Source organism: Paenibacillus profundus (assembly GCF_021369635.1).
Taxonomy (GTDB): domain Bacteria; phylum Bacillota; class Bacilli; order Paenibacillales; family Paenibacillaceae; genus Paenibacillus_B; species Paenibacillus_B profundus.
In genome coordinates, this window is the sequence record NZ_JAJNBZ010000001.1 from 198,639 (window position 1) to 224,489 (window position 25,851).

At 48.1% G+C, this 25,851-nt stretch carries 31 protein-coding genes and 5 tRNA genes; 28 read left to right on the top strand and 8 right to left on the bottom strand.

What is annotated here, in order from left to right:
• The first annotated feature begins 85 nt into the window (after positions 1-85).
• From LQV63_RS00860 to LQV63_RS00900, 9 genes are all read left to right on the top strand, one after another.
• Positions 86-250 (top strand): hypothetical protein, encoded by a 165-nt coding sequence (locus LQV63_RS00860; protein WP_019420607.1) that lies wholly within the window; start codon positions 86-88, stop codon positions 248-250.
• 108 nt (positions 251-358) lie between these two features.
• Positions 359-435, top strand: a tRNA-Met gene (locus LQV63_RS00865).
• 29 nt (positions 436-464) lie between these two features.
• Positions 465-541, top strand: a tRNA-Ile gene (locus LQV63_RS00870).
• Positions 542-576: 35 nt separating this feature from the next.
• Positions 577-662: transfer RNA gene (locus LQV63_RS00875), tRNA-Leu, on the top strand.
• A gap of 551 nt (positions 663-1,213) precedes the next feature.
• Positions 1,214-1,302: transfer RNA gene (locus tag LQV63_RS00880), tRNA-Leu, on the top strand.
• A 98-nt stretch (positions 1,303-1,400) separates the two neighbouring features.
• The gene (locus tag LQV63_RS00885; RefSeq protein WP_233695357.1) at positions 1,401-2,102 is read left to right on the top strand and encodes a uracil-DNA glycosylase; all 702 of its coding nucleotides are present in this window, start codon (positions 1,401-1,403) and stop codon (positions 2,100-2,102) included.
• A gap of 155 nt (positions 2,103-2,257) precedes the next feature.
• A tRNA-Val gene (locus LQV63_RS00890) sits at positions 2,258-2,333 on the top strand.
• Positions 2,334-2,608: 275 nt separating this feature from the next.
• Positions 2,609-2,800 (top strand): hypothetical protein, encoded by a 192-nt coding sequence (locus LQV63_RS00895; protein ID WP_157259386.1) that lies wholly within the window; start codon positions 2,609-2,611, stop codon positions 2,798-2,800.
• A gap of 75 nt (positions 2,801-2,875) precedes the next feature.
• The gene (locus tag LQV63_RS00900; RefSeq protein WP_019419182.1) at positions 2,876-3,067 is read left to right on the top strand and encodes a hypothetical protein; all 192 of its coding nucleotides are present in this window, start codon (positions 2,876-2,878) and stop codon (positions 3,065-3,067) included.
• Between the two features lie 81 nt (positions 3,068-3,148).
• Here the strand turns inward: LQV63_RS00900 and LQV63_RS00905 are convergent, their stop codons facing one another.
• The gene (locus tag LQV63_RS00905; RefSeq protein ID WP_019419183.1) at positions 3,149-3,313 is read right to left on the bottom strand and encodes a hypothetical protein; all 165 of its coding nucleotides are present in this window, start codon (positions 3,311-3,313) and stop codon (positions 3,149-3,151) included.
• A 162-nt stretch (positions 3,314-3,475) separates the two neighbouring features.
• Between LQV63_RS00905 and LQV63_RS00910 the strand changes: the two genes are divergently transcribed.
• Both LQV63_RS00910 and LQV63_RS00915 read left to right on the top strand, forming a co-directional pair.
• Entirely contained in the window at positions 3,476-3,919 is a 444-nt protein-coding gene (locus LQV63_RS00910) for a GNAT family N-acetyltransferase (RefSeq protein ID WP_019419184.1), read from the top strand.
• A 173-nt stretch (positions 3,920-4,092) separates the two neighbouring features.
• Positions 4,093-4,323: a DUF3892 domain-containing protein gene (locus LQV63_RS00915; RefSeq protein WP_019419185.1), complete on the top strand. Its 231-nt coding sequence runs from the start codon at positions 4,093-4,095 to the stop codon at positions 4,321-4,323.
• A 195-nt stretch (positions 4,324-4,518) separates the two neighbouring features.
• Here the strand turns inward: LQV63_RS00915 and LQV63_RS00920 are convergent, their stop codons facing one another.
• The gene (locus LQV63_RS00920; protein ID WP_233695358.1) at positions 4,519-5,259 is read right to left on the bottom strand and encodes an MBL fold metallo-hydrolase; all 741 of its coding nucleotides are present in this window, start codon (positions 5,257-5,259) and stop codon (positions 4,519-4,521) included.
• Between the two features lie 154 nt (positions 5,260-5,413).
• On the opposite strand from LQV63_RS00920, the gene LQV63_RS00925 reads away from it, so the two are divergent.
• From LQV63_RS00925 to LQV63_RS00940, 4 genes are all read left to right on the top strand, one after another.
• Complete coding sequence (locus LQV63_RS00925; protein WP_407672857.1) at positions 5,414-5,626, top strand: hypothetical protein; 213 nt, start codon at positions 5,414-5,416, stop codon at positions 5,624-5,626.
• A 139-nt stretch (positions 5,627-5,765) separates the two neighbouring features.
• Positions 5,766-6,542 (top strand): N-acetylmuramoyl-L-alanine amidase, encoded by a 777-nt coding sequence (locus LQV63_RS00930; protein ID WP_233695360.1) that lies wholly within the window; start codon positions 5,766-5,768, stop codon positions 6,540-6,542.
• A 65-nt stretch (positions 6,543-6,607) separates the two neighbouring features.
• Entirely contained in the window at positions 6,608-7,198 is a 591-nt protein-coding gene (locus tag LQV63_RS00935) for a stalk domain-containing protein (protein ID WP_019419189.1), read from the top strand.
• A 116-nt stretch (positions 7,199-7,314) separates the two neighbouring features.
• Complete coding sequence (locus LQV63_RS00940; protein WP_019419190.1) at positions 7,315-7,623, top strand: DUF1292 domain-containing protein; 309 nt, start codon at positions 7,315-7,317, stop codon at positions 7,621-7,623.
• Between the two features lie 136 nt (positions 7,624-7,759).
• On the opposite strand, the gene LQV63_RS00945 is transcribed toward LQV63_RS00940, so the two are convergent.
• Complete coding sequence (locus LQV63_RS00945) at positions 7,760-8,176, bottom strand: DUF1885 family protein (RefSeq protein WP_019419191.1); 417 nt, start codon at positions 8,174-8,176, stop codon at positions 7,760-7,762.
• 187 nt (positions 8,177-8,363) lie between these two features.
• Here LQV63_RS00945 and LQV63_RS00950 point away from each other — a divergent pair, with 187 nt between their 5' ends.
• Positions 8,364-8,651 carry a DUF3055 domain-containing protein gene (locus LQV63_RS00950; protein ID WP_019419192.1) on the top strand — a complete coding sequence of 96 codons (288 nt, stop codon included), beginning with the start codon at positions 8,364-8,366 and terminating at the stop codon, positions 8,649-8,651.
• Between the two features lie 125 nt (positions 8,652-8,776).
• Here the strand turns inward: LQV63_RS00950 and LQV63_RS00955 are convergent, their stop codons facing one another.
• On the bottom strand, positions 8,777-10,255 hold the full coding sequence (locus LQV63_RS00955) for an aminotransferase class I/II-fold pyridoxal phosphate-dependent enzyme (RefSeq protein ID WP_019419193.1): 1,479 nt from the start codon (positions 10,253-10,255) through the stop codon (positions 8,777-8,779).
• A gap of 212 nt (positions 10,256-10,467) precedes the next feature.
• Here LQV63_RS00955 and LQV63_RS00960 point away from each other — a divergent pair, with 212 nt between their 5' ends.
• On the top strand, positions 10,468-11,646 hold the full coding sequence (locus tag LQV63_RS00960) for a tetracycline resistance MFS efflux pump (RefSeq protein WP_019419194.1): 1,179 nt from the start codon (positions 10,468-10,470) through the stop codon (positions 11,644-11,646).
• Between the two features lie 159 nt (positions 11,647-11,805).
• On the opposite strand, the gene LQV63_RS00965 is transcribed toward LQV63_RS00960, so the two are convergent.
• Complete coding sequence (locus LQV63_RS00965) at positions 11,806-12,435, bottom strand: YktB family protein (RefSeq protein WP_233695361.1); 630 nt, start codon at positions 12,433-12,435, stop codon at positions 11,806-11,808.
• Positions 12,436-12,653: 218 nt separating this feature from the next.
• On the opposite strand from LQV63_RS00965, the gene LQV63_RS00970 reads away from it, so the two are divergent.
• Both LQV63_RS00970 and gndA read left to right on the top strand, forming a co-directional pair.
• Positions 12,654-13,250 (top strand): hypothetical protein, encoded by a 597-nt coding sequence (locus LQV63_RS00970; RefSeq protein ID WP_019419196.1) that lies wholly within the window; start codon positions 12,654-12,656, stop codon positions 13,248-13,250.
• 149 nt (positions 13,251-13,399) lie between these two features.
• Positions 13,400-14,812 (top strand): NADP-dependent phosphogluconate dehydrogenase, encoded by a 1,413-nt coding sequence (gene gndA / locus LQV63_RS00975; protein WP_019419197.1) that lies wholly within the window; start codon positions 13,400-13,402, stop codon positions 14,810-14,812.
• Between the two features lie 22 nt (positions 14,813-14,834).
• Here the strand turns inward: gndA and LQV63_RS00980 are convergent, their stop codons facing one another.
• The gene (locus LQV63_RS00980) at positions 14,835-15,185 is read right to left on the bottom strand and encodes a methyltransferase (RefSeq protein ID WP_233695362.1); all 351 of its coding nucleotides are present in this window, start codon (positions 15,183-15,185) and stop codon (positions 14,835-14,837) included.
• Between the two features lie 157 nt (positions 15,186-15,342).
• Here LQV63_RS00980 and LQV63_RS00985 point away from each other — a divergent pair, with 157 nt between their 5' ends.
• A complete protein-coding gene (locus LQV63_RS00985; protein ID WP_233695363.1) occupies positions 15,343-15,867 on the top strand; it encodes a shikimate kinase in 525 nt (174 codons plus the stop codon).
• A gap of 27 nt (positions 15,868-15,894) precedes the next feature.
• Here LQV63_RS00985 and LQV63_RS00990 read toward each other — a convergent pair whose 3' ends face one another.
• A complete protein-coding gene (locus tag LQV63_RS00990) occupies positions 15,895-16,203 on the bottom strand; it encodes a rhodanese-like domain-containing protein (protein WP_233695364.1) in 309 nt (102 codons plus the stop codon).
• A gap of 122 nt (positions 16,204-16,325) precedes the next feature.
• On the opposite strand from LQV63_RS00990, the gene aroA reads away from it, so the two are divergent.
• The 4 genes from aroA to ptsP all read left to right on the top strand — a co-directional run bounded on the left by aroA (position 16,326) and on the right by ptsP (position 21,822).
• Positions 16,326-17,630 (top strand): 3-phosphoshikimate 1-carboxyvinyltransferase, encoded by a 1,305-nt coding sequence (gene aroA, locus LQV63_RS00995; protein WP_233695365.1) that lies wholly within the window; start codon positions 16,326-16,328, stop codon positions 17,628-17,630.
• Between the two features lie 30 nt (positions 17,631-17,660).
• Positions 17,661-18,095, top strand: a complete 435-nt coding sequence (locus tag LQV63_RS01000) for a CoA-binding protein (protein WP_233695366.1) — start codon at positions 17,661-17,663, stop codon at positions 18,093-18,095.
• 122 nt (positions 18,096-18,217) lie between these two features.
• Positions 18,218-20,104 (top strand): glucose PTS transporter subunit IIA, encoded by a 1,887-nt coding sequence (locus LQV63_RS01005; protein ID WP_233695367.1) that lies wholly within the window; start codon positions 18,218-18,220, stop codon positions 20,102-20,104.
• Entirely contained in the window at positions 20,101-21,822 is a 1,722-nt protein-coding gene (ptsP, locus tag LQV63_RS01010; protein ID WP_019419204.1) for a phosphoenolpyruvate--protein phosphotransferase, read from the top strand. Before LQV63_RS01005 ends, ptsP begins: the two co-directional genes overlap by 4 nt.
• Positions 21,823-22,076: 254 nt before the next feature.
• On the opposite strand, the gene LQV63_RS01015 is transcribed toward ptsP, so the two are convergent.
• The gene (locus LQV63_RS01015; protein ID WP_019424821.1) at positions 22,077-22,601 is read right to left on the bottom strand and encodes a type 1 glutamine amidotransferase domain-containing protein; all 525 of its coding nucleotides are present in this window, start codon (positions 22,599-22,601) and stop codon (positions 22,077-22,079) included.
• Positions 22,602-23,021: 420 nt separating this feature from the next.
• Between LQV63_RS01015 and LQV63_RS01020 the strand changes: the two genes are divergently transcribed.
• The 4 genes from LQV63_RS01020 to LQV63_RS01035 all read left to right on the top strand — a co-directional run bounded on the left by LQV63_RS01020 (position 23,022) and on the right by LQV63_RS01035 (position 25,836).
• A complete protein-coding gene (locus LQV63_RS01020) occupies positions 23,022-23,483 on the top strand; it encodes a hypothetical protein (protein WP_019424822.1) in 462 nt (153 codons plus the stop codon).
• An 80-nt stretch (positions 23,484-23,563) separates the two neighbouring features.
• Positions 23,564-23,899, top strand: a complete 336-nt coding sequence (gene ytxJ / locus LQV63_RS01025) for a bacillithiol system redox-active protein YtxJ (RefSeq protein WP_233695368.1) — start codon at positions 23,564-23,566, stop codon at positions 23,897-23,899.
• 122 nt (positions 23,900-24,021) lie between these two features.
• On the top strand, positions 24,022-25,032 hold the full coding sequence (gene ccpA / locus LQV63_RS01030) for a catabolite control protein A (RefSeq protein ID WP_019424824.1): 1,011 nt from the start codon (positions 24,022-24,024) through the stop codon (positions 25,030-25,032).
• A gap of 96 nt (positions 25,033-25,128) precedes the next feature.
• Positions 25,129-25,836, top strand: coding sequence for a 5'-methylthioadenosine/adenosylhomocysteine nucleosidase (locus LQV63_RS01035; protein ID WP_026011397.1), 708 nt, complete (start codon positions 25,129-25,131; stop codon positions 25,834-25,836).
• The last annotated feature ends 15 nt before the right edge of the window (positions 25,837-25,851 follow it).

A 25,851-nucleotide genomic window follows, 5' to 3' on the forward strand; every position in this document is an offset into this window, starting at 1 on the left:
ATAGTAGAAAATGCGTGTTCAAAAGGTGACTTTTTGAACGACCTCTAGAAATGACAATCGACGTACACGAAAGGAGGACCATCCAGTGCACTGGGTATATTGGGGCAAGCTGTACGATACGAAATTTCAAGCACGCTGTTTGCTGGAGCGATTAGAACACGATGCATGGATATATGGGTACGATACACTCCAAGAGATTGAAGTATTTCGTTCACGTAAAGGCAAGTATGGCGTTCGTTTCGTCCCCTGAATATGGAATCCGAATTTCGTAAGTTTTTTTGTAATTTCCCTTGACTGTTCATATATCGATGTTGTATACTAGTACTTGTCGCTGCTGAAACAACACTTTAAATAATGTCGCGGGGTGGAGCAGTCCGGTAGCTCGTCGGGCTCATAACCCGAAGGTCGTAGGTTCAAATCCTGCCCCCGCAACCAACTTACAATTTTCATAAACAACGGCGTACGGGCCCTTAGCTCAGTTGGTCAGAGCGGTCGGCTCATAACCGATTGGTCGTGGGTTCGAGTCCCTCAGGGCCCACCAGAATCCGTTGTTTTCAAAGATTCATAGCTTAATACGCCGGGGTGGCGGAATTGGCAGACGCACAGGACTTAAAATCCTGCGGTAGGTGACTACCGTACCGGTTCGATCCCGGTCCTCGGCATATCAACACTTTAGAAAAGTGTTATTAATTCGAAATTTATAAGAAGTCCTATGTGGTAAAATCCACGTTAGGGCTTTTTTTCTTATCATTAAGCAATATTTAAGCTATCACTAAACGCGGTTTCCTGTAGTTTGCAGCGGCTCATGCTCTCCTCTGTTCCCCGATTGGATTCAAAGCAAGGGTTATTCATGTCGCAGTTCCTTATGTTAATGAATGCGGAGATGAAAGTTATGATAAAGAAGAAAATATGGTATATCATTGGCTTTTCAGTCGTTATTGTATCCGTTTTTTGGTTATTTCTCTAATAATGATACTTTGAAAATCATAGTACTCATAACTGGATGTTCTATTATGGCTATTCTTCGAATTGTTCTCTACATTTTTAAAAAAAGGGAGAAGAAAGAGCCCCCCCGCCTAGATAGCTTAACGAAGCGTCTCAGCGGCGGCCTGCAGTGTTGATTCCACATAATGGCGAAGTTTTTATCGGATGCTACGGTTGACGATTAGTGAAGAAAGATGATATATTGATTGATGCTAATACATACATTTACGCCGGGGTGGCGGAATTGGCAGACGCACAGGACTTAAAATCCTGCGGTAGGTGACTACCGTACCGGTTCGATCCCGGTTCTCGGCACCATTAGTAGACAATGAGACTCCTTCAACGGTCTGTTTCCGAACAGCGAGTGAAGGAGTTTTTGACTTATTCTATTTATAGTCAAAGAGAGGAAGATTATCGTGAGTGTACTGGTACATAATGATTGGGCGGAGCTGCTCCATGATGAGGTAAGAAAGCCTTATTTTAAGCAGCTGTGGGGATGGTTGAAGCAGGAGTATGAGCAAAATGTCGTGTATCCTCCATTTGAACACATTTTTTCTGCCTTGCAATATACGTCTTATGAGGATACGAAGGTCGTCATTGTCGGACAAGACCCGTATCATGGGCCCGGGCAAGCCCATGGGCTGAGCTTCTCTGTTCAACCCGGTGTGAAGATTCCGCCTTCGCTGCAAAATATGTTGAAAGAGAGCGCTGCTGACGTTGGAACGACAATGCCAGACCATGGCTATTTAGCCCCATGGGCCAAACAAGGCGTCATGATGCTGAACACGGCGCTGACTGTCTATCAAGGTCAGGCGGCTTCCCACCGTGGCAAAGGTTGGGAAATGTTCACTGATCGCGTCATTCAGCTCTTGAATGAACGTGAACGTCCCGTGGTCTTCGTGCTGTGGGGTTCACACGCACAGGCGAAGCTCAGTATGATTGATGCGAATCGGCACGGGATCGTCAAAGGGCCGCATCCAAGCCCGCTCTCCGCGCACCGCGGATTTTTTGGCAGCAAGCCGTTCTCGAAAGTAAACACGTATTTGCGGCAGTTCGGCGAACCTGAAATTGAGTGGCAGCTTCCTGCGATGGAAGCGATACGTCAGCAATCATTTTAATATTTATCGCGATTACGGCTTGAGCAAGACCCTGTTTCCATCGATTTGAGACGAACTGGAGATAGGGTCTTTATATTGAATCTTAGATATCAATTTCCAAATTAGGGATTGACTCAGACTAGAAAAATTGATATATTATTAATTGCTTACGACCTGTTCTGATAGCTCAGTCGGGAGAGCACCATCTTGACAGGGTGGGGGTCGGCGGTTCGAGCCCGTCTCAGAACACCATACTACATCTATTAGAACCCTTGAATTAACCATATTCAAGGGTTTTTTTGCATATTGTATACAGGTATCTAAGAGGGAGAGGAGATGACAGGGCTGATTGTACTTTTGTTTGTTGGCTATCCTGCACTCACCGCTGGGTTGTCTCTGATCGGCAGGCTGTTCGGACAACGGACATAACCCCGATGCGAGTCCCTTCGTCTAAAATTCACTAATTGTTCATACATATGTACATATGTATCATCTGGCAGCTGCCTTATACGGGTTGTTCGGATGAGATGAACATTGTGACGAGCGGAGGGAGAATGATGGGCGGCATATTATTCGCATGGTTGATCGGACTGTTCGGCATTACGATTCTCGTCATCTGGGCGCTTATTCATATGGTCAGCAAAGACAGCATCCGGTATGATGAGCAGTTTGTGTGGAAACGAGAGCTGAGTTCTGAAGCAAAGCAGGAAGAAGAGTAATGTTTAATTTTTCTTGAAAACGGTGACAATGGCATTGTAGTCATCCTATGAGTGGTTGAAGCGGAGGTCGGTCAGATGAACAAACCGTGGCATCCCATCATTTATATGGTTGCAGTGGCCATTGTCGTTGTCGTGGTTTCAGGCTGTGTTGCGCTTGCAAACGGTGCGCCCCGATATGAGTCCCCGGACTTGCCTAAACCCGTTCTTCCTAGTATACAGAGCGACGTATATCAAGCTCCGGTGCCGTCGGAAGTGTATGCACCTTAAATCCGACTATAATTGGTAAGGCCTTGTTCTGAATTTCTGACGTTAGGTCGTCTGCAGTAACAAGGCTTTTTTCAATTCCTGTTATGATGCACTACCTGTGTGCTCATCTTCTTCATGGGCATTAAGAAAGTTCTGTTCATCTTCCCATTTGCGTGAATAGGCTTGTCTGGTGACGTAGAGCAATAAGAAGACCATTCCGATTACCATAATTACGACGGCGACAATGGTAGCTACAACCGGATCCACGGTTCATCCCTCCCTAACTATTTAATACTGAAGCGTTATTTATAACTGCATATGAATAACTATACATGAAAACGATTTTTCTGTATAATATAGATTCATTTTAATCACACTTTTTATGTTTGTTAAGCGAATAATGATTAAGGATTAAGGATGGTGCGTTACATGGCAGCAGAAGTGATTGAAGTTAAGACAGACGAGCAATTGCAGCAATGTCTGGAGATCCGCAAAGAAGTATTCGTTGATGAGCAACAGGTTCCAATGGAAGATGAAATTGATGATTTAGATACACTTGACGCGAAGGCGAATCATATATTGCTACAGGTTGACGGTGAGATTGCTGCGACCGGCCGGATTAAATGGCTGGATGAATCGACCGCTAAAATGCAGCGGATTGCTGTTCGGAAGCCATATCGCGGTCATGGTATCGGGCGTTCGCTCATGCTTGCTCTAGAGCAGTTGGCTCGTTCCATGGGTGCGACAGCCAGTATTTTAGATGGACAGTGCCAAGCGGAAGGGTTCTACCAAATGCTCGGCTATCGTACGATATCGGAAGAGCCGTTCTATGACGCAGGAATTTTACATGTCCGCATGGAGAAAAAGCTGTAAGCGCGAGTTCAAAAAGTCCCTTTTTGAACTCGCACTAACGAGTGAATAGTCTCTGATAGATGCTTTAAAATGAGCACCTTCCGGGAAGAGTAACATAGAGTTCTGTTTGATTGGCATCCTTGATGCCCAAACGTAAAGCAGAACCTGTAATTTACCCTTTAGGAGGTCATATCATGGAATCGCGTGAAACTTTTGTTGCCGTGCAGAAAAATGGGGACGGGGACCTGACTGCATTTAAGACCGACACGGGCAGAGTTATGGCTTACGATGAGGCGATGCATGCTGTTCAGTCAGGTCATATTGCCGGAGTGAACGTCTTTAAAGGTAAAGACGGCGGGATGTATATTCGCGGTGATGCGGATGGCGACCCAACGAATAACTTAGATAACTTGCCTATGTTCTAAATTCAAAAAACACCGGTGAGGATGCTGTCGTTATACGACAGACCTCACCGGTGTTTTGTTATCATTAAGGAATGATTAAGTACTGTGAAGCGATAAAGCGAAACCGAACCTTCCTTATGGTGATAAAACCAACCTCTAAACGTGGTCGCTCAGCTCCGAATGGCCCCAATAGAGGTTTTCTCATAATCGTTAGAGTTACTCCCGAATGGTGATAATCTCATGCTGCTCCACAAAAGGCATCGGTCCCGTATGGCCCTCATACTGTGAGCGCTCATCGCCATAATGCATTAAATAAATTTTTCTTTGTATCCAATCTGGCAGCGTCAACAGCTCCGCGAGTGTCGTATGAACTTCCCCTTTGCCGGTCAACTGGCAGTCATGGAAGATAAGGGTGACTCCTTGCTGCTCAATTAATGTATGCAGCAGGTCAGGTTGAAATCGCATATCAGCGCTGTAGAAGAAGGAATGGTTAACTAACAGCGAGAAGCTTCGCTTGCCGGCAATGTGCGGAGTTTCGATGAGCTGTATCTCCATGCCCGCAGCTAAAGAATAGGTGTGGTTCGGCTCAAGCGCATGTACCTCAAATACATCCTCCAGACACGAGATGCCTTCCTGAGTTAACCCGCCTTGAAGCGTGTTGTTCCACAATGGCTGAACTAACGGAGAAGCAATATACAATTTAGGTTTTCGTCCGTGAATAAACTTCATTTGAAATGCAAACTCTTCCAAGCCTCCCACATGATCGGCATGAATGTGAGTAATGAGCACACCGTCGATATCAGCGAAGGATTTTCCAAGCTTATGCAGCGCCATGGGTGCAGTAATACCGCAATCGATGAGCAGGGTGCTCTGTTCCGTGTAAAGGAGCGCGTTATTGTTAAAGTAATGCTTTGCAAATGCGCTGCCGGTTCCAATCATTTGTATCTTAAGCTTCATCTCCATCCTCCTAATCCATGGCATCGGTTAAATTATGACCTAACTGTATCACGCTGCTGGGCACATACACAAGCAAAGCTCTTCCAGTCTTCATACGATATGACGTGAAACGTTAAGCCAGCTGTGGCGTTTCGTGCGAAACGGTCAAAAGTAGGTGGAAGGATTGGCGAAAGGAAACGCAAAGAAAAAGAAGGATCCGGCAGGCGGTCGTGCCCAGTATATGATGCGAAGCGTCACATCTGACCGTTGTGCTGTCTGTCCGACCCCTTGCGCGAGAGGTATGAATTATTTGAAGCGGGTGTCCGAGCCGGGAGCCGTGGGCAATGGAATTCCATGTGTGTTAACGCGAACGAAGGTTAGCACATAGAATGGTTTCCATCATGATGACACCGGGAAATGAACGAGGATATCAATCATTTCCCGGTTCAGCGTAGCTTTCGCCACCTCTCTGTCGTTTCACATGCCGCCGTTTGGCGAATGCATTCGAGAGGGAGAGGTGTGTAACGATGGCGGTTGATGTTGTGTGGAAAGGCAATGAATATACGAATTCGAGTGACCGGAAAGGACAAGCTCCCCTTATCATCGTCAATCATATATCAGCAGGAAGCATGTCTAGCATGGATTCATGGTTCACAAGCCCGGACAATAAAGTATCGTCGGCTCATTTTGGCGTATCAAAGCAAGGAACCATTCATCAATATGTAAAGTTGGAACGTATGGCCTGGGCGCAAGGCATTACTGCAGATCGCATCGCGACAGCGCCCGCAGCCATCGTGCGAAGCAAAGGAATCAATCCAAATCTGTATGCCGTATCGATCGAGCATGAAGGGCTGGATGGGGAATTAACAGAGCAGCAATTTGTTGCGAGCGTTGCCCTGCATCGCTATATTCAAGCCTATGTTGCCGATCATTGGGGTTACACGATTCCATTCGATCGCGAGCATGTGCTCGGTCATTTTCAAATCGATCCAGTCCGCAAAGCGAGCTGCCCAGGAGCTAAATTTCCATGGAAGCAGTTGTATTCCACTTTGTCACTGCCAGACAAGAGGCATGGAGGGGCGGACAGTGTGGAGGAGCAATTGAAGCAGTTGCAAACCTTGGTTACAGACTTGAAAGGCAGACTGGCTTGGCTCGAATCACAGCATCAATTGCAAGAGGTTCCCATCTGGGCCAAAGCGAGTGTGGACAAGGCTGTAGCCCAAGGCTTAGTGTACACGCCGACACCGTCATCGCTAGATTTTTATCGGATGTTAATCGTACTGGACCGTAAAGGATTATTATAGTGCGAGCGCAACTCTCCTGCTAAAAAAGAGTATAACTTAACAACTAAGCAGTTGGAGGTTACGCGATGAATTGCAGGAGAATTGCTGCATTTGTTCTTCTCGGGAGCATCTTGGGCGGAGCTTATGCGTCAGCACAATCAGACCCGTCATCTACTTCACTACAAGCCGCAGCACCGGCTGAGAAGATTCAGGTCATATTGAATGGAAGCACCGTTCAAGAAGGGGGGGTTATGTTAGAGGGACGAGCGTATTTATCCGTACGCCAGATTTCCGATGCGCTGCTGGCATTTGTTACTTGGGATGAAGCCAACAAGAAGGTCGTCATCGAGAAACCGAATGTCGACTTGCTGTTGTTCAAAGATAACACGCCTTTCGGCAAGGTGGAGACAGGTAAGACTTCCTTTACCGCACTGGCTCAAGTGGACAGCCTCAAAACGTCCGTTGACAAGATTAAACTGACCATCACCGATCCGAAAGGGAATACGACGCAAATCCAAGAAGACGAAGTCAAGACAGACGAGGATAATTTCTGGTTTCGCACTTCGGAATTCAAATATGATTTCAAAGCAAAAGGGGACTACACGATCTCGTGCTATTTGAGACAGAAGAATGGTGAATTTACGTTATTGTCTCAAAAGACGGTATCGGCGATTTAATCTAAATCCCTTCGTTTCTCTATACATATGCAGCGGTCCCTTTCGTTGACCTTGTCCTCATAAAGTGGTACGATACGGTAGTATGACCACTACCTGAATACAAAGGAGATTCACGCATGAGCGAACATAACCATGACTGCGGATGTGGACACGACCACGATCATGACCACGAACATCAAGAAATGGTCGTTACTTTGGTAGATGACGAAGGCAACGAAATCGATATGGCTCTCGTTGAAACGTTCAATGTAGGTGAGCAACTGTACGCGTTGTTGCTTGAACGCAACAATCCGGAAGCAGACGGCATCATTGTGCGCGTAGACGAAGAAGATGAAGATATGGTGCTTAATCCGATTGAAGATGATGAAGAGTGGGAGCGCGTGCAGCAAGCATACGAAGAGCTTGTCGCTGCGCAACCGGAATAAGACTCGCCCCGTCTCCTGAGGGATTATAACAGTCAGAACCTTACAGCTCCGAGGTATCCCTCGGAGCTTATTTATATTTCGCCTGCCTAATGCCTATTCACGGCTGTTTCAGTATGTATACGTTTGCAAATAAAGGCTATTTTCTAGGATTATAATACATAATGCGGCCGTTGAACAGCTTGAGTTCAGCTTTCCATGTCTTTGCTAAATATTTGCACAGCTCATTGCCCTTTCCTTTGTCTCCATGTGTGGCATCGTCAGGCAACACGACCTGGACAAAGTGACGCGGTGTATCTTCCTTCGTTGTCCCTACGCCAAATACAATATGTCGATACAAAGGAGACGTTCCCTTCAAATAGAACCACAGCTGTTCCTGTCCGGGCTTGGCTTCAATCGTGTAGGGAAATGCGGCATCGGCATAATCCCAACTTAACTGTTCGCCGGTCAGACTCGTTTGATGACGATAATGAAGCAACTGCTCCTTCAGCTCATCTAAAGTAGCGGACGGCACGGCCGAACCGTCGACGAACGTAATCGTTGCGCTTTGACTCATTTCTTACACCTCCCATGAATCATCGGATCTCATTTATCATATCATCGCCTATAGTTCGTGGCAATATTTACATGATTTTGCGTATGCAAACGGATTGTAGGAAGAGGATATTTCATGATATAGTAATGAAATCAGCCCATTAAATGGTTGGTGTGCTTGGAAAAGGATAATTCAAGGAGGGGATGCGATGTTTGACCAATTGTACGAAGAAACGGAACAAGCAAACGTGAGTTTTGTCGGATGGGCTACAGAAGAAGGCCGGTATGACTTTGCACTCATTTATTCGAATCACTTTATCGGTAAAACACTTGTCGTTTGCATGCAGACAGGACGTTCAACTTTATTGTGCGCCGATGATTTGCGACCCGAGCTTCTGAAAGATAAGTTTCAATTGGGGCATCTTGAAGCGGCAGTCGAAGCGTCCCAACTGCTTCGTGCCCGCATACCTTCCCTGAAAGCGCAGGACCAGTATTAGAGGTCTTCGATAAGTTCTCTTTTGAACACGAAGATCCCGAGAGGTAATTCAGCACGCGCTGTTAGAAATCATGACTCGTTAGTGAAATAGAAAGGCTGCTCCTTCATCCGGGGCAGCCTTTCGTTCTATTCATATATCGCTTTTTCCTCTTTGATGACCTTCACGAATTCAATATATCGGTCTTCAGGCCCTTTCACAGGCAGACCAATGTCGACGTGATCGCGGATGTAATCGATATTCTCCTGTGAAATGACTTCACCTGGCAGAAGAATCGGAATTCCCGGAGGATAGACGTAGATGAATTCCGCAATGATTCTGCCCGCCGATTGCTTGAATGGCACGATTTCCGTATCCGCGTAGAACGCATCGCGGGGAATGAGGGAAAGCTGCGGAATTTCCGGGATTTTCACGACGAGCTCTTTCACTTCATTTCGTTCAAAATGAAGAGCCGACAATTCACGCAAGGCCTGCAGCAATATTGCAATGGTATCATCTGTATCTCCTGGTGTAACCAAGCAAAGGATGTTATACATATCGCTTAGCTCAACTTCGAGATTGTAATGGTCGCGCAGCCAATTCTCCGTCTCATAGCCTGTAATGCCCAAATGACGCACATGTATGGTCAGCTTGGTCGGATCGTAGCTGTACGTCGCTTCTCCACCGAGGATCTCTTCACCAAAGCAGTATAATCCCGGCATCTCGTTAATTTGTGTGCGGGCGTGTTCGGCGAGTGTAATTGCGCGTTCAGCCATGTCATGCCCATGCAGTGCCATGTTGCGACGGGACGTGTCAAGCGATGCGAGCAAAATATACGACGTGGATGTCGTTGTCAGCATGCTGAAAATCGTCTGCACCCGCTGCGGGTTAATCAGCCCATTTTTCACATTGACATTAAGCACCGAGCTTTGGGTCATGGAACCGCCCAGCTTATGCACGCTCGTCGCAGCCATATCCGCTCCGGCTTCCATTGCGGACATCGGCAGTTTTTCATGGAAATGAATAAGCACGCCGTGAGCTTCGTCAACTAGGACTGGAATCTCATGTAAATGGGCGAGCTCAACGATTTCTTTCAGGTTAGCGCAAAGACCGAAATAGGTCGGATTAATGACAAGCACCGCTTTTGTATCGGGATGCTTCTCCAGCGCACGGCGTACCGAACGGGTCGTAATGCCGTGATCGATGCCGAGATTGGCATCACGGGCAGGAGAGACGAACACCGGCTTCGCTCCAGCAAAAATAATGGCCGACATAATCGACTTATGGATATTGCGCGGGACAATAATTTTGTCTCCCGGGGAGCATACCGACATAATCATCGTCATAATCGCTCCGCTTGTGCCCTGAACGCTGAAATAAGTATAATCCGCATCGAAGGCATCGGCCGCTAAGGCTTGAGCTTCGGCGATGACGCTCGATGGCTGATGTAAATCATCCAGTGGCGCAATGTTAATCAAGTCTATGGAAAGCGCTTGATCACCAATAAAATTTCGGAATTCCTCATCGGTGCCAACGCCTTTTTTATGGCCTGGAATGTGAAATTGCACCGGATTTTTAGAGGCATGTTCCGTCAGTGCGGTAAATAGAGGCGTCCGATGATGGTTCATCGCCGTATCACAACCTTTCATGCTGGGAATAGAGCTTAGATGCGCATGTTGCGTCTCAAGCAAACAAGGTTAAGTGTAACAAAAACGCCTCGGAATGCAAGCTGTTTTTCTAACGATTTTTATACATACTTCTTGGACCATTCGTTCGAATTTTATTCATTTCCGATTCATTATCATCTGTGATAGGATGTACATAAATGGAGGGAAGTGTGATGAAAAAGCAAATGACCGTCGTCATGCTCATGCTGATGATGGTATTTATCGGGTTCGGCATTGTCATTCCGGTGCTTCCGCTAATGATTACGGATGCCGGGGCCAATGAATTTCACTTGGGGTTAATGCTGTCGCTTTATTCGCTAATCTCATTCATCGTGTCGCCAATTTGGGGGGCATGGTCTGAAAAAGTGGGTCGACGTCCGATTATTCTCATCGGTACACTCGGCTTCAGTATAAGCTATTTGTTATTCGGTTTGGCGGATGGCCAGCTGTGGCTTATGTATGTGTCGCGCATACTCGGCGGATTGTTTTCTGGTGCTGTTACGGCGGTTATTGTAGCCTATGTGGCGGATATTACGACGAACGAGCAGCGAACGAAAGGAATGGCACTCGTCGGAATGTCGATCGGGCTAGGCTTTACGTTCGGTCCGGCCTTTGGCGGGATATTAAGCGCCTATGGGCATAATACGCCATTCTTCGCAGCTTCTGCATTGACTTTGATCACATGCGTGCTCGGCTTTGGAAGATTGAAGGAGTCGTTGCCGCAAGAGAAGCGGACAGGCCGTAATGAGGCATCACCGTCACGCTGGACCGCATTTACGGGACGCATGAAATATTTATATGTGCTCTCGTTCTTCGTCACGTTCACGCTGGCTGGACTGGAATCGACGCTGTTGTACTTTGAGGCGCAGCGGATTCCTGACATTACAGCAACGCAGATCGGGTTCATGTTCTTCTTCTGCGGTCTTGCCGGAGCTCTCGTTCAAGGCGGGATCGTCAGGCGGTACATAAAGAAAGGCAGAGAGAAGAAGACGATCGCTGTCGGGCTGATTGTGTCGTCGCTAGGATTCTTCCTGCTGCTCTTGTCATCCAATATCGTAGATGCAACGATATACCTATGCGTCTTCGGAATCGGCAACGCGCTTATCCGTCCATGCGTCATTTCCTTGATTACGCAGAAGACGACGGTGAGTCAAGGCATTGCGTCGGGACTGAACTCCTCGATGGATAGCTTCGGACGGATAGCTGGTCCGATATTGGCGATAGCGGTATTCAACTGGATTCCTAGCATGCCGTATATAATCGGTGGGTTGCTGTGCCTCGTCGCTATCGGATTGCTCGTTCGCTTCTCGACACTGGATCGATCGCAATCGACGGCTAATACTTCCGCATGAATGAGGTACGCCTCTCATGAACAAACGGTGATTCTGCTGCTGTAAGAGCGGTGAATCACCGTTTTGTTTGATTAGTTTGTCTCAATCGCTCGTTTCCTGCATGGATGAAGCAATTCCGGCTTCGTGGTGAATGTGAGCTTTGTAATAGAGGTATTACACTTACGCTTCGGCGGCGATCTTGTACAATGGCATAAGTGTTTCCATCGTTTCCCTTGCTAGACTCATGAACGCTGTGCCGTTGGCCAGTATCGGATCGTTCGCAGCAATATGGCGCCCCACCAACCACTCCGCAGCTTTAACGTCCCGGAAGCGGCACAATTTGGCCTCCAGTTCTTCCGTATCCAAATCTCCGAATCGGACCGCATCCTTTTTCATATGATCCAAAGAAATAGCATAATCCTGAGGCACGGTTGTTGCGATGCGATCAATCTGTTTGAGCATGGATTGCGCAATATTTTGCTTGTTGGCAACCTCATATATAAAAGCGAGCCAAATAAAGACATGATCGTCGAACAGTCCGACCTGAAAGTGGGGCAGCGATTTGTAGCCGCGTTTGTTCGGTCCAATGGCCAACCAGGAGTCCTGCGGCGGATTCACGGTGCGGCGCGCATGCTTCGCAATATGTAGGTACATTTCTTGGCCGCTTAACACGGCGGCATCGCCGACAAGCTGCTCGCCAATGGCTCGGAATTTAGGTTGAATTCGGTCGCGTATCGCTTCCATGCGGGCATCCAAGCCATCAATAGTAAACGTTGCGAAATCAGAGGAAGTAAATCCGGTAAAAGTCATGCACATTCTTCCTTTCTCTATTTGCCGGTATCGTATATTACATTAGAATCATGACATTTGTGGAACACATTTTATTATACCACATTATAATGAGAACGTTTATCAGTTTATAATTATTATATTTTACATACAAAAAGCCTCTTTGTTAGAAATCGAGTCAATAATCCAAGTTACCGAATCATAAGATGGAGTATACGATAAGGTAAGGAGGGATTGCCGTGAATCGCAGCGACGAGGTAGAATACTGCAACTTGGAGCTACGTTTTGACCGCCGGCAAATCCAGAACCTCATCCGAGATCTTATACAAGAGGGCTATTCCTTGTACTGGAGCGAGAATGAATCGTTGTTTATTGTTTCGATCCGAACCGGACGGAAGCTGGTCAAACTGCGCTTTCAACGCATCCATCACCGCTATAAAATTGTAGGCGATTACACGATACGAGACGAGAAGCTATCCGAGTTCATGGAGAAGATGATCGGCGATTCACGCGGGCATGCGGTGGTCAAACGTTTTAAAGACAGACATATTTTTGTGGAAAATATTATGTTTGGCGAACGCATCCGTTTAGTGGAAATATGCGGTCCGGAACAGCGGGTACTGTATCAAAAACGGCCGGCCGTAACGACAGAACAGATGATGGAAACATTTATGTCTATGCGGGCCGAGGAGCGCATGGAGGTACTGCGAATGGAAGTGGATTATACATTGGCTGAACTGCATGAAGCGATTGTCGGCGAAGATTCGGTCAAGACGAAGTGCTGCAAAGAGAGGCTGAATGTCATGCGGACCGAAATGCTTCAGCTTGAATGGTAAAGCGATGACCCTTTGTTTTTCACCCTCCCATCCGCCGCATGCTGGATGAAATGCTGTTTGCGAGATGGTTGCAGGGTTTTTTGCTGTGCGGTACAATAAGCGTAATGCAAACTATATAAAAATTTCAGGATAAAGGATGGAAGAACCATATGACAAAGAATCAAATTGGTGTCATTGGACTTGCGGTCATGGGCAAGAACTTGGCTCTCAATATTGAAAGCCGCGGGTTCACAGTCTCGGTATATAACCGTTCTCGCGAGAAGACGGACGCGCTTATTGAAGAAGCGCAAGGCAAGCAACTGACGGCTACATATTCCATTGAACAATTTGTGCAATCTTTAGAAGCACCGCGCAAAATGTTAATTATGGTTCAAGCCGGACAAGCTACAGATGCTACAATTGAACAATTGCTTCCGCATCTGGATGAAGGCGATATTATTATCGACGGCGGGAACGCGCATTTTCCCGATACTCGACGTCGCAGCAAATATTTAGAAGATAAAGGCATTCGTTTCATTGGGGCCGGCGTGTCTGGCGGCGAAGAGGGCGCTTTGAAAGGTCCTGCCATTATGCCTGGTGGACAAGAGAGCGCATATCGCTTGGTAGAGCCAATTCTGACAAGCATTTCCGCTAAAGTAAACGGCGATCCTTGCTGCACGTACATTGGTCCAGATGGTGCCGGCCATTACGTGAAGATGGTTCACAACGGAATTGAGTACGGCGACATGCAGCTCATTTGTGAGGCGTATCACCTGCTTACGACTGTGCTTGGCGTCAATGCCGAAGAACTGCACTCGATCTTCAGTGAATGGAACAAAGGGGAGCTGGACAGCTATCTGATTGAAATTACGGCAGACATCTTCTCCAAGTATGATAAGGAGACAGGCAAGCCGATGGTAGACGTCATTCTTGACGCAGCTGGTCAAAAAGGCACAGGAAAATGGACGAGCCAAAGCGCGCTCGACTTGGGTGTTCCGTTGTCCATGATTACGGAATCCGTATTTTCCCGCTTCCTGTCCGCGCTGAAAGACGAACGCGTAGCGGCAAGCAAAGTGCTGCAAGGTCCAGCAGCGAAGCCGTTTGACGGTGATAAAGCTGCATTTATCGAGAGCATCCGCAAAGCGCTCTACGCGAGCAAGATCGTATCGTACGCGCAAGGCTTTGCTCAAATGCGTGCGGCGTCGGAAGAATCCGGCTGGAACCTGCGCTATGGCGAAATCGCGATGATTTTCCGCGGCGGCTGCATTATCCGTTCTCGTTTCTTGCAAAATATTAAGGATGCGTACGACCGTGATTCCGAATTGAAGAATCTATTGTTGGACCCATACTTTAAAAATATTGTGGAATCGTATCAAGACGCATGGCGTCAAGTTATCAGTACAGCTGTTGCATACGGCGTACCTGTTCCTGGCTTTTCGAGCGCACTGTCGTACTTCGACAGCTATCGTACCGAGCGTCTGCCGGCGAATCTGCTGCAAGCGCAGCGGGACTACTTCGGCGCGCATACGTTCAAACGTGTAGATAAAGAAGGCTCGTTCCACTTTAACTGGATGTCGGAGTAATGAACAGCAATAACGCCGAACCCTAGAGGGGCTCGGCGTTATTTTTTTCTAGTGCATCTTTATCCCACAGACCATGCACGGCTTCGGCCAAATATTGCCGAATGCGGTCAGACTCTTGACCATAGCTGCTGTTCCGAATTAACAGCAGCGATACTTCGGCGAAGTAACGAAAGTTGCGGATGACTCGCTCAGGCTCAAGCTTGGACCAAGCTTCGTCCTGATCGGTAAGCTTCTGCTTCACTACGTTAAGCACCCACACAATATCCTCCCTGCATAAGGGATGGTTCGGGTCCATAATACGCGCCATTCGCGCTGCTGCTGCTCGCTGAGCTGCTGGAACGGGATGCGAATCCGGGGCGGGGGAGGTTGACATGCCAATTCACTCCTAAACAACCAAATCTCTGCTATAGTTCATCTTTACGTTGAAAACGTTATTTTTATACATGTCAGCATTGTCGAATGAAAGAAACGTATGGTATCATATGGGAAGTTTACCGTCTGCGGACAAAGAAAGACGAGGGAGGGCCTGAATGACAACCCGACATATACTATTAATCGGCTTCATGGGAACAGGAAAATCAACAGTCGGAGAACAGCTGGCCCGGAATCTGAATTATGCATTCGTCGATTTGGATGCCGAAATTGTAAAGCAGGTGGGACGAACGATACCCGACATATTCGCGCAAGATGGGGAAGCGTTCTTTCGAGAACAAGAAAGCCGCATTCTCGCACGCTTGTTGCGTGATCGGACACGGCTTCTTGTCATCGCTACTGGCGGCGGCGTCGTGTTGGACGAAGCGAACCGCAAGCTAATGCGGGAACATGGCGCAGTCATCCAGCTTACAGCGGCAGAAGAGACCATAGTGCAACGTGTCTCACAGGACCGCAACCGTCCGCTGCTGCAAGGAGATGCTGCCAGCCGTGTACGCAAGCTGATGCTAGAGCGTCAGGGGTTGTATGATTTCGCCCATTTAATCGTTCCGACCGATCACTTGACGGTGGAGCAAATTAACGAGCGTATCGAAGCCCATCTCGTCAATGAAAAGGCATACTAGTACAGGATGCGGCTGGCTGCTTGGGCATTAATCGTTCAGTTGGGACCAAGCAAGCATACCGCCTTCCATATTGACAACGCCTTTCACGCCGATTTGCTGCAAGTACTCACACACGCGTTCACTGCGGTAGCCGCTGCGGCAAATAAAGATAATTTCACCGTTCTGTTCGATTTCGTGCAGCCGGTCAGGAATCTGATTCATTGGAATATGTTTGGCGCCGGGAATCATGCCGTGGGCAACTTCCTCATCCTCCCGCACATCAATCATATTTAACGCTTCGCCGCGTTGCAGGCGATCTTTTAATGTAAATACATCAAGTTGAACAATAGAATTCATATAATTTTTGTACATCCTTTCTATAAAATGAGAGATAGAACAACCTCTTGGATTGAAATTCAAGTTGTAATCAATAGCAGATTGTACTTATTATACTTGTAATAGTAAAGGAGTGAAAGCGTATGGACGTTATCGTTAAGCCCACACTAAAGCTGCAAGGTGAAATCCAAGCATTATCTTCTAAAAACTACACGACACGTTACTTGCTTGCAGCCGCATTGGCGGACGGAAAGAGCACCATTTACTATCCAGCCCATAGCGAGGACAGCGATGCAATGCGCCGCTGCCTGCGCGATCTGGGAGCCGTGCTTGAAGAGGATGAAGAGAAGATCGTCATTACAGGCTTCGGCAAAACGCCTGCGCTTGCGAATCTGAACCATGAGCTGAACGTCGGCAATGCTGGCGCTGTGCTGCGCTTTCTGATGGGCATTGCGGCCCTGCTTCCAGAAGTGAACTTCGTCAACACGTATCCAGATTCGTTAGGGAAGCGGCCGCATGACGATCTCATTACAGCGTTGGAACAAATGGATGTGCGTGTGGAACATCGGGAAGGAAAGCTTCCGATTACGATTCGGGGCGGGGAGCCGAAAGGCGGGCACATCAAGGTGTCTGGCAATGTCAGCTCACAATATTTAAGCGCCCTCCTGTTCCTGACACCGCTGTTGGCACAAGACAGCATCATTGAAGTAACGGATGATTTGAAGTCCAAGGTCGTCATCGGTCAGACGCTGGAAGTGCTTGCTCAAGCCGGCATTCATATCGAGGCACGCGAAGATATGATGTATTATCGCGTTCCAGGCAATCAACACTATGAAGCGAAGACATATGTCGTCCAAGGTGATTATCCAGGTTCAGCAGCCGTGCTGGCTGCGGCGTCGGTCATTCCGTCCGATATCACCGTGCGCGGGCTGACGGAAGACAGCAAGCAAGGGGAACGGGCGATCGTCGATGTGCTGCGCATGATGGGCGTACCGCTTGAGCATACGGATTCCATCGTACGCATCAAGGGAGAAGGCCGCTTGCGGCCGGTTGAATTCGATGGCGATGCGGCAACCGACGCGGTGCTCGCCATGGTAGCCGCTGCCGTATTTGCAGATGGAACTTCACGTTTCTACAACGTAGAAAATTTGCGGTACAAGGAATGCGATCGCATTACTGATTATTTGACAGAGCTGCGCAAAGCCGGCGCTCAAGTCGAAGAACGGCAGGCGGAAATTATCGTTCACGGCCGTCCGGAAGGTGTAGAAGGCGGAGTGGAAATTAACGCTCATTACGATCATCGTGTTATTATGGCATTAACGGTGGTTGGCTTGCGCGCACAGCAAGCTATCCGCATTAAGGATGCTCATCATGTAGCGAAGTCGTACCCTCAATATTTCGATCATCTTCAGGCGCTGGGCGCTCAAGTGGAATGGGTGGAAGCATAAAAAGCAACGTCACGGAAGGAGCGAGGAATTATGAGTTATGAGCAACCGTCACAAGAAGACATCAAGCAATTGCTGCAAAAGAGCACTAACATTGCGGTGGTCGGCTTGTCCGATGATCCGACGCGAGTCTCTTATATGGTAGCCGAAGCGATGCAGAAGAAAGGATATCGCATCATCCCGGTCAATCCGAAGGCGGAACGCATCCTGAGAGAGACATGCTATTCTACGCTTCAGGATGTGCCGGAACCAATCGACATTGTGAATGTGTTTCGCCGCAGCGAATATTGTGCTGACATTGCACGCGACGCCGTTGAAGTTAAGGCGAAGGCCATCTGGCTGCAGCAGGGCATCGTGAACGAAGAAGCTGCGCGCATTGCATCGGAGGACGGGTTGGACGTAGTTATGGACCTGTGCATCAAAGTATTGGATTCCATTTTACTGCCGCACGGCAAAGCAACTTCGTGATGCGCTAAAAGAGATAATGCCGGGAGTTCTCGCTATAATGAGGACAGAGAGCCCCGGCTTTTCGTGTGTTTTCCTTTGACAAAGGAACGATATGCCCTTACCATTCATGGTAGAAGGAGAGGATGTCCTTGAATCAGTTAGGGCTGTTGCAGCAACTCTCGCGGGCTTTGATGCAGCCGCTAATCGCATTACCCGCAGCAGCGTTAGCTGTTGCCATCGGTCACATGCTGCAGGGTACTGGGATGCACGATGCCGCTGCACTGTTTGAGTTGACCGGAAAAACGATTTTTTACGTGCTTCCTTACCTTTTTGCGGCAGGGGTAGCGCTTGGGTTATCGAATAATGCGGGTGTTGCCGCCATGTCCTCGATGCTGGGGATGTTTATTTTTAAGCAGCTCCTGACCCATTGGCATGCTGCATTTGAGCCTACCATTTTGAACGGGATACTGTTCGGCGTGCTGGCAGGGATGATCCATGAGCGATTTAAAAATGTCCAGTTTCCAGAATATTTGCAATTTTTCGGCGGTCCCCGATTTGCTGTCTTGCTTACGACGTTAAGCTCCATTTTCCTCTCATGGGTGATGATTGTACTTGCGCCGTTCATGCATCAAGGGGTATCTTTTCTTGGGCAAGAAATATTGGCAATGGGCGGGTTTGGTATATTCATATATGGCGTCCTGCACCGGGTGCTGGTCGCTTTTGGACTTCACCATTTATTGAATAACGTGTATTGGTTTCAAGTCGGCTCGTTCACCGATGCTGAAGGGATGACCTTTACCGGTGATTTGCCACGTTTTTTTGCGGGAGATCCGACAGCGGGCGTGTACATGGCAGGCTTGTATCCGATTATGATGTTTGCATTGCCTGCGGTCGCCTTGGCTATTGTGCATGAATCGCGCGAGGATTTGCGGCCGAAGGTGCGCAAGACCTACTTCACGGCTGCGTTCGTATCGCTGCTGACGGGAATAACGGAACCGATTGAATTTGCTTTTTTATTTGCGGCACCGTATTTATTTATCGTGCATGCGTTATTGTCCGGGGCTGCGATGTGGTTGACCGCCGAATTGGGAATTCGACACGGCTTCTCTTTTTCGGCAGGCGCCATTGATTATGTCGTGAATTTTCACCAATCGACCAAAGCGCTTTGGATTATCCCGATAGGGGTTGCGTTTGGGTTGATTTATTATGTCATATTTCGTTTTGCGATACAGAAATTTCAAATCCCGACCCCGGGGCGTGTGGAAGTGTCGCTGCTCGATGATATGGCGAGCGACTTGCTTCATCGCGTTCCTCTTATCATTCAAGCATTGGGCGGTAAAGATAATATTGTCGATACACAGGCATGCATTACTAGGCTGCGTCTTCGAGTACAGAATGACAAGCTCGTGGATCGGCATGCGCTCCGCATGATGGGTGCAGCCGGCGTCATCCGGCTTGGAGGCGGGCATTTGCAGGTCGTCTTCGGAACGTATTCCGAGCTCATCAAAGAGGAGATGGTGAAGCGTCTGCAACGTGACCCGAAGCAAGTGTGGTTTGTTGCTCCGGTGCAAGGCCGCATGATCCCTATCGAAGAAGTGCCGGATACCATCTTCGCGAAGAAGCTGGTCGGGAAAGGGGTAGCCTTTTACCCTGATAGAGGAGAACTCGTATCTCCGGTGAGAGGCTTCATCCGTCACGTGTATCCGACAATGCATGCTTTAGGTATTGAGACGCCCGAAGGGTTAGAAGTGCTGCTTCATATCGGAATTGAGACGTCATCATTGAATGGCGCCGGTTTTCAAGCGGTAGTACAGGAAGGTGATGAAGTGAAACCGGGACAGCTGCTCATTAAGTTTGATTTTAATGAAGTGAAAAAGCGTTGCAAGTCGCTTGCGACACCGATGGTCATTACGAATTCGGATAAAGTCGCCTCATGGAGCATGGCGCCCTATGCTCCAGTGAAGAAAGGCCAGACGTCTGTCATGTCTGTCGTCTTGCACGAACATGCGCTTGGAGGTGTACACCGATGACGCAAAAAGTGCAGGGAATCGGCGCATCGAACGGAATTGCAATCGGTAAGGCGTTTGTGCTGCCGTCATGGGAGTGGGATGTGCCGGAGGAGAAGATGGACCCGACCGATTTGGCGCGTGAATTCGAACGGCTATACGAAGGTATCCGCTCCTCAAGGGACGAAATCGAGTTCATCAAGAGTGAGATTCGCGAAATGGTTGGCAGTGAAGAATCGACTATCTTTGATGCACATCTGGCCATTTTGGAAGATCCCATCTTCATGAACGAAATTCAAGGCATCATTCAACGTCAATATAAAGCGGCCGAAGTGGCGGTGAAAGAAGCAATTGATCATTTTGTCACGATGTTCGATCTGCTTGATGATGAATATATGAAAGAGCGGGCGCTCGACATTAAAGACGTCGGCAATCGCCTTTTGAAGCATCTGCTCGGCGCCCCTGAGATTACGCTGCCGACGGATACGCAGCCTTATATCCTTGTGGCGAAGGAGTTGTCTCCGTCGCAGCTTGTGCATTTGAATCCAAAAAATGTGCTTGGCATCGTCATGCTGATGGGCGGGAAAACATCCCACTCTGCTATTATGGCACGTGCGTTGGGTATTCCGCTCGTACTTGGGTTGGAAGGTAAAATCGTAAAGCCGATTCAAACGGGAGATTTCATTATCGTCGACGGTGAACACGGTATCGTACATATCGAGCCGGCGGAAGATATCCTGTCCTGGTATGAGGCGCGCCGTGACTTCTATGCGCAAGAAGCCGACGAGTTGAAGAAGATCGTGTCGCTACCGGCCGTAACGAACGACGGTTACGAGATACATCTCGCCGCGAATATCAGCTCGACGAGGGAACTTGAAATCGCAGAGCAGAACGGAGCGGAAGGGGTAGGATTATTCCGTACCGAATTCATGTACATGGATCGCTCCTATCCGCCATCTGAGGCAGAACAGCTCACCGTTTATCGAGATGTCGCTGAGCATTTCAAGGATAGATCGGTCATTATCCGCACTCTTGATATAGGCGGGGACAAACCGATGGAATACTTGGATCTGCCTGAAGAAGACAATCCATTCTTAGGCTACCGCGCTATTCGCATCTGTCTGGATCGGAGGGACTTGTTTAAGACGCAGCTGCGCGCCATATTACGCGCCAGCGCATTCGGTGAAGTGAGCGTCATGTTCCCGATGATTTCGTCCGTTGAAGAGGTGCGGGCGGCGAAGGGCATCTTAGACGAAGCCAAGCAGGAGCTGCGCTCCGAAGCATTGCCATTCGATGAGGAGCTGCCGATTGGAATCATGGTCGAAGTTCCTGCAGCGGCTATGATTGCCGACCGGTTGGCAGAGGAAGTAGACTTCTTCAGCATTGGCACGAACGATTTAGTGCAATATACGCTTGCGGTCGACCGGATGAATGAACAGATTGCTCATATGTACGATCCGTTCCATCCTGCGGTGCTGCGTCTCGTCCGCCATACGATTGAAGCCGCGAAAAAGTGTAATATCATAGTCGGCGTATGTGGAGAGATGGCAGGCGACCCGCGTGCGGTGCCGTTGTGGATTGCGCTCGGTGTTAATAAGCTGAGCATGTCTTCGCGCTCCATCCCGCGTGTCAAAGCGGCGATTCGACGGGCATCGCAAGAGAACAGCAGAAGCGTGACCGATAAAATATATAAGGCTGGTTCCAAAGCGGAATTAGATGCACTTCTGGAGCCGCAATCATAACTAAAAAGGCATGACCCGCTATAAGGGTCATGCCTTGAGTTTGTTGAAAAACCAAAAATCAAGTGAACAGGAAACAATCATGGTGGGGGTATCCGCTTCCGTCGCTGTTGAATCCAAGTCATTGAGATGAGACTATGCGGGGATGACTCGGATTCAAAGGCGATCGCCAGGTCTCTCCAGCGCATACCCTTCACCCGTATTTGTTTCATTTTCAACCTCCGGTACTGACACCGGTTCGGCCTGTTATTACGAGTCTATTTCTCTGCCATCTTATCACAAAACGCTTTGCCGTAGGCTGCCAGATCCGGCGGTCTGCGCGCAGATACCAAGTTGCCGTCGATAACGACCTCTTGATCGAGCCACGTTGCGCCTGCATTTTCCATATCGTCCCGAATGCCGGGAGTCGACGTTACCGTACGGCCTTGCAAAATTTTAGCAGAGATAAGAACCCAGCCTGCATGACAAATCTGTCCGATCGGCTTATCAGCCTCGTTCATCTGTCTGACGATGTTCAATGCATCCTCATAGCGGCGCAGCTTATCGGGAGCCCAGCCTCCTGGAACGAGCAGACCGTCGTAGGTGCTGGCATCGACATCTTTAAATGCGTAATTAGAAGTTGCTGGCACGCCATATTTCCCGATGTAAGTCTTACCAGGCTCGTCTCCGACCAGATGCACTTCAGCACCTTCTTCACGGGCGCGGTATATCGGATACCACAATTCTAAATCTTCAAATTCTTCATCCACAAAAGAGATGATTCGCTTTCCGCTTAAACGCATGAATGTTGTCCCTCCTTCGTATCTTGTACAGAGAAGCTTATTACCCAACTTCGCAATAAGCCGTTCCTATTTCCCAAATGATGTGTATTGAGTCTTTCCGATATATGACCTACGATGGTTTCAATAGGTTACATTGCTCGTGTATGGGTTGTTCGTTCTACTTTCTATTTAACCATAATGTCATGAAAATTAACATGTTTATTTAAAAGCGATCAGAATAATGTGATTTATATCATTGTTAAAAATGTTTTGTCATTCCAGTTGGTTTCTAGTTGTGTAAAAAAATACATCTTTTTGCATAGAAGGAGAATGAAAGACAAAGTCGAAATATACGTTAATCATAACGCGTAAGAGGCTATAGCATTAGGGTTCGAACTTCATTAACATCATCAAAAACATGAATAATTAGGGGTGGACCGTATGTATAAACGTTGTACCTGTGGTCATTATATGGATTTAACGCTACGAACCGTTGTACACGCGCGTTCGGTGCATATTCACCGTGTTCCTGTATTTACTTGTACGAGTTGTGAACGTTCTGAACTGCTGTCGCTCGTTAAGAAAGAGATTGCAGAACTCATTCGAAATCGTATGAGCCTAATCGCTGCCAACTCGCATATCACCCAGCACGGACCGCTCGTGGTGTCATTTGATGAAGTTCATGAATTATCCAGCGTCCTGGCAGAATGTGTGGAAGAAGACGGTTGCGACGATATGGTGCCGGTGTTCGAACGCCGGATGGATGAACGCGTCAACCAACTGCTTGATCTGTATCTGATCGCGAAGACATGCAACGATACAATCTGGATGATGGACCTTCAGCGCAGATTAAAACAAGTTACATGTTTTAGTTTACAGCCATATAGGGTTAAAATAAGTTAAGAGGTTCCATAGATATCAGTTTGAATACAGATTGGCTGTTTTCAAGTAAGCGGATAAATTGTTAGCAGGAGGAGGTAAGCATGAAAGCTGTCAGTTCCTTGGGAAATTTGCAGGAAGCCATCGATTTGTCTTCACAGCAAATCGTAGTCTTATTCAAGCACAGCACGCGCTGTCCGATAAGCGCGCAGGCGGATGAAGAAATGGCGAAGGTGGAGGAGGACTATGGAAATAAGGGCGTAGGGTTCGGGCGTATACTCGTCGTGGAGAACCGTGATGTGTCCCTAGCTTGTGCAGAGAAGCTCGGCATCAAGCATGAGTCCCCTCAAGTGCTTGTACTAAAGAATGGCGAAGTCGCTTGGCACGATTCACATAATGCGATCCGATACGACAAGTTGGAGTCTGTTTTGACAATGTAAAGGTAAGTTATGGTAAATCAAGGCGGTTTTGGCCGTGACATTGCGAATTTTCTGAAAATATCGTATCATTGAATGTAATATGTATGTTCGCATTAAATTTTCGGTAATTGGAGAGAAGGATCGTGACGGTAACTATTTATGATGTAGCGAGAGAAGCGGGCGTCTCAATGGCCACCGTTTCCCGGGTTGTGAACAACAATCCGAACGTGAAGCCGCAAACGCGTAAAAAAGTGTACGAAGCGATTGAACGTTTAGGTTATCGCCCGAATGCGGTCGCACGCGGACTTGCGAGCAAGAAGACGACGACCGTTGGGGTCGTCATTCCTGATATTTCCAATTCCATCTTTGCTGAAGTCGCGCGCGGTATTGAAGATATTGCGAATATGTATCATTACAATATCATTTTGTGCAACGCGGATAAGAAGAAGGATAAGGAAATACGTGTTATCAATACGCTCTTGGAGAAACAAGTGGACGGGCTCTTATTTATGGGCGGCGTTGTCACGGAAGACCACATTCAGGCCTTCCGCACCGCATCCGTGCCAATTGTGCTTTGTGCAACGACAGATGAGAATGGTATTATTCCGTCAGTCGATATCGATCATGAGGCGGCGGCTTTTGACGCGGTGAATACACTTATTCGCCACGGCCATCGTGATATTGCGATGATTAGCGGCACGCTTCAAGATCCGGCTAACGGATTTGCCCGGTTCCAAGGGTACAAGAAAGCACTGGAAGGTGCAGGAATCGAGTATAAGGAAGACTTGGTTCGAATCGGTAACTATCGTTATGAATCCGGTGTCGAAGCGATGAAGTATTTCCTTGGCTTGAAGAAGCGCCCGACTGCCATTTTTGCGGCAACAGATGAGATGGCCATCGGTGCAATCCACTGTATTCAAGATGCCAACCTGAAGGTGCCGGATGATTTCTCCGTCATTAGTGTCGATAATATTCGTATGGCCTCCATGGTACGTCCGCAACTGACTACAGTTGCACAGCCAATGTATGATATTGGTGCCGTAGCCATGCGTTTATTAACGAAGTTGATGAAGAAAGAGAACGTAGACAATTCACGCGTCATCTTGCCGCATGAGACGATTCTTCGTCTGTCGGTAAGCCAAGTGAACGAATAGCACACTGCCTAGTTGCAGGACAGAAGCCCCAGGACGATGGGGCTTTTTGTGTGAGCATGTATTTATCGAGACATAAGAGGAGGAATGGGTATGGCAATGGAAGCTGCCATTGGCATTATCGGCGCCATGGACGAAGAAATTGAATTGCTGCTGAAAGCCGCGCAACCGATTGAGGAAATTCAAGTGGCAGGGCTGCGTTATTTTCAAGGCAGTCTATTTGGCAAGCGCGTCGTCATTTGCAAGTCCGGAGTAGGGAAGGTTAATGCAGCCATTACGACACAAGTTCTCATCGACCGCTTTCACACGAAGACGGTGCTGTTCACCGGAGTAGCCGGTGCGGTTCATCCAGAGCTGAACATCGGGGATATCGTCATTTCAACGGCGTGCATGCATCATGATATGGATGTGACGGCGCTGGGGTTTGCGCCAGGTGTCATACCGTTCCAGGAGACGTCGCAATTTGCGGCTGACCCGAAGCTGATGCAGTTGGCTGAACGCGTATGTGAGGAGCATTTCCCAGGCCGCTACCAGACGGGCTTGATTTTGTCGGGCGATCAATTTATCGCGAGCCGGGATAAGGTGCGGGAGCTGTACGAGACGTTCGAAGGTGCCGCGTGCACGGAAATGGAAGGCGCGGCTGTAGCGCAAGCATGCTTTATTAACCAAGTTCCGTTTGTTGTCATTCGCTCTATGTCAGATAAAGCAGACGGCTCAGCGCATGTGAATTTTGCAGAATTTACGGTTGAGGCTTCTGAGCATTCTTATCGAATTGTGGAAAGCATGGTCAAGGAAATCGTCGTGTAACACGAGCAATTGAAC

Excerpts from the sequence above, each read along its gene's own strand:
- LQV63_RS00895 (WP_157259386.1), top strand. The coding sequence starts at position 2,609 with ATGAACATTGTGACGAGCGGAGGGAGAATGATGGGCGGCATATTATTC.
- LQV63_RS00900 (WP_019419182.1), top strand. The coding sequence starts at position 2,876 with ATGAACAAACCGTGGCATCCCATCATTTATATGGTTGCAGTGGCCATT.
- LQV63_RS00910 (WP_019419184.1), top strand. The coding sequence starts at position 3,476 with ATGGCAGCAGAAGTGATTGAAGTTAAGACAGACGAGCAATTGCAGCAA.
- LQV63_RS00915 (WP_019419185.1), top strand. The coding sequence starts at position 4,093 with ATGGAATCGCGTGAAACTTTTGTTGCCGTGCAGAAAAATGGGGACGGG.
- LQV63_RS00920 (WP_233695358.1), bottom strand. The coding sequence starts at position 5,259 with ATGAAGCTTAAGATACAAATGATTGGAACCGGCAGCGCATTTGCAAAG.
- LQV63_RS00930 (WP_233695360.1), top strand. The coding sequence starts at position 5,766 with ATGGCGGTTGATGTTGTGTGGAAAGGCAATGAATATACGAATTCGAGT.
- LQV63_RS00935 (WP_019419189.1), top strand. The coding sequence starts at position 6,608 with ATGAATTGCAGGAGAATTGCTGCATTTGTTCTTCTCGGGAGCATCTTG.
- LQV63_RS00940 (WP_019419190.1), top strand. The coding sequence starts at position 7,315 with ATGAGCGAACATAACCATGACTGCGGATGTGGACACGACCACGATCAT.
- LQV63_RS00945 (WP_019419191.1), bottom strand. The coding sequence starts at position 8,176 with ATGAGTCAAAGCGCAACGATTACGTTCGTCGACGGTTCGGCCGTGCCG.
- LQV63_RS00950 (WP_019419192.1), top strand. The coding sequence starts at position 8,364 with ATGTTTGACCAATTGTACGAAGAAACGGAACAAGCAAACGTGAGTTTT.
- LQV63_RS00955 (WP_019419193.1), bottom strand. The coding sequence starts at position 10,255 with ATGAACCATCATCGGACGCCTCTATTTACCGCACTGACGGAACATGCC.
- LQV63_RS00960 (WP_019419194.1), top strand. The coding sequence starts at position 10,468 with ATGAAAAAGCAAATGACCGTCGTCATGCTCATGCTGATGATGGTATTT.
- LQV63_RS00965 (WP_233695361.1), bottom strand. The coding sequence starts at position 12,435 with ATGACTTTTACCGGATTTACTTCCTCTGATTTCGCAACGTTTACTATT.
- gndA (WP_019419197.1), top strand. The coding sequence starts at position 13,400 with ATGACAAAGAATCAAATTGGTGTCATTGGACTTGCGGTCATGGGCAAG.
- LQV63_RS00980 (WP_233695362.1), bottom strand. The coding sequence starts at position 15,185 with ATGTCAACCTCCCCCGCCCCGGATTCGCATCCCGTTCCAGCAGCTCAG.
- LQV63_RS00985 (WP_233695363.1), top strand. The coding sequence starts at position 15,343 with ATGACAACCCGACATATACTATTAATCGGCTTCATGGGAACAGGAAAA.
- LQV63_RS00990 (WP_233695364.1), bottom strand. The coding sequence starts at position 16,203 with ATGAATTCTATTGTTCAACTTGATGTATTTACATTAAAAGATCGCCTG.
- aroA (WP_233695365.1), top strand. The coding sequence starts at position 16,326 with ATGGACGTTATCGTTAAGCCCACACTAAAGCTGCAAGGTGAAATCCAA.
- LQV63_RS01000 (WP_233695366.1), top strand. The coding sequence starts at position 17,661 with ATGAGTTATGAGCAACCGTCACAAGAAGACATCAAGCAATTGCTGCAA.
- LQV63_RS01005 (WP_233695367.1), top strand. The coding sequence starts at position 18,218 with ATGTCCTTGAATCAGTTAGGGCTGTTGCAGCAACTCTCGCGGGCTTTG.
- ptsP (WP_019419204.1), top strand. The coding sequence starts at position 20,101 with ATGACGCAAAAAGTGCAGGGAATCGGCGCATCGAACGGAATTGCAATC.
- LQV63_RS01015 (WP_019424821.1), bottom strand. The coding sequence starts at position 22,601 with ATGCGTTTAAGCGGAAAGCGAATCATCTCTTTTGTGGATGAAGAATTT.
- LQV63_RS01020 (WP_019424822.1), top strand. The coding sequence starts at position 23,022 with ATGTATAAACGTTGTACCTGTGGTCATTATATGGATTTAACGCTACGA.
- ytxJ (WP_233695368.1), top strand. The coding sequence starts at position 23,564 with ATGAAAGCTGTCAGTTCCTTGGGAAATTTGCAGGAAGCCATCGATTTG.
- LQV63_RS01035 (WP_026011397.1), top strand. The coding sequence starts at position 25,129 with ATGGAAGCTGCCATTGGCATTATCGGCGCCATGGACGAAGAAATTGAA.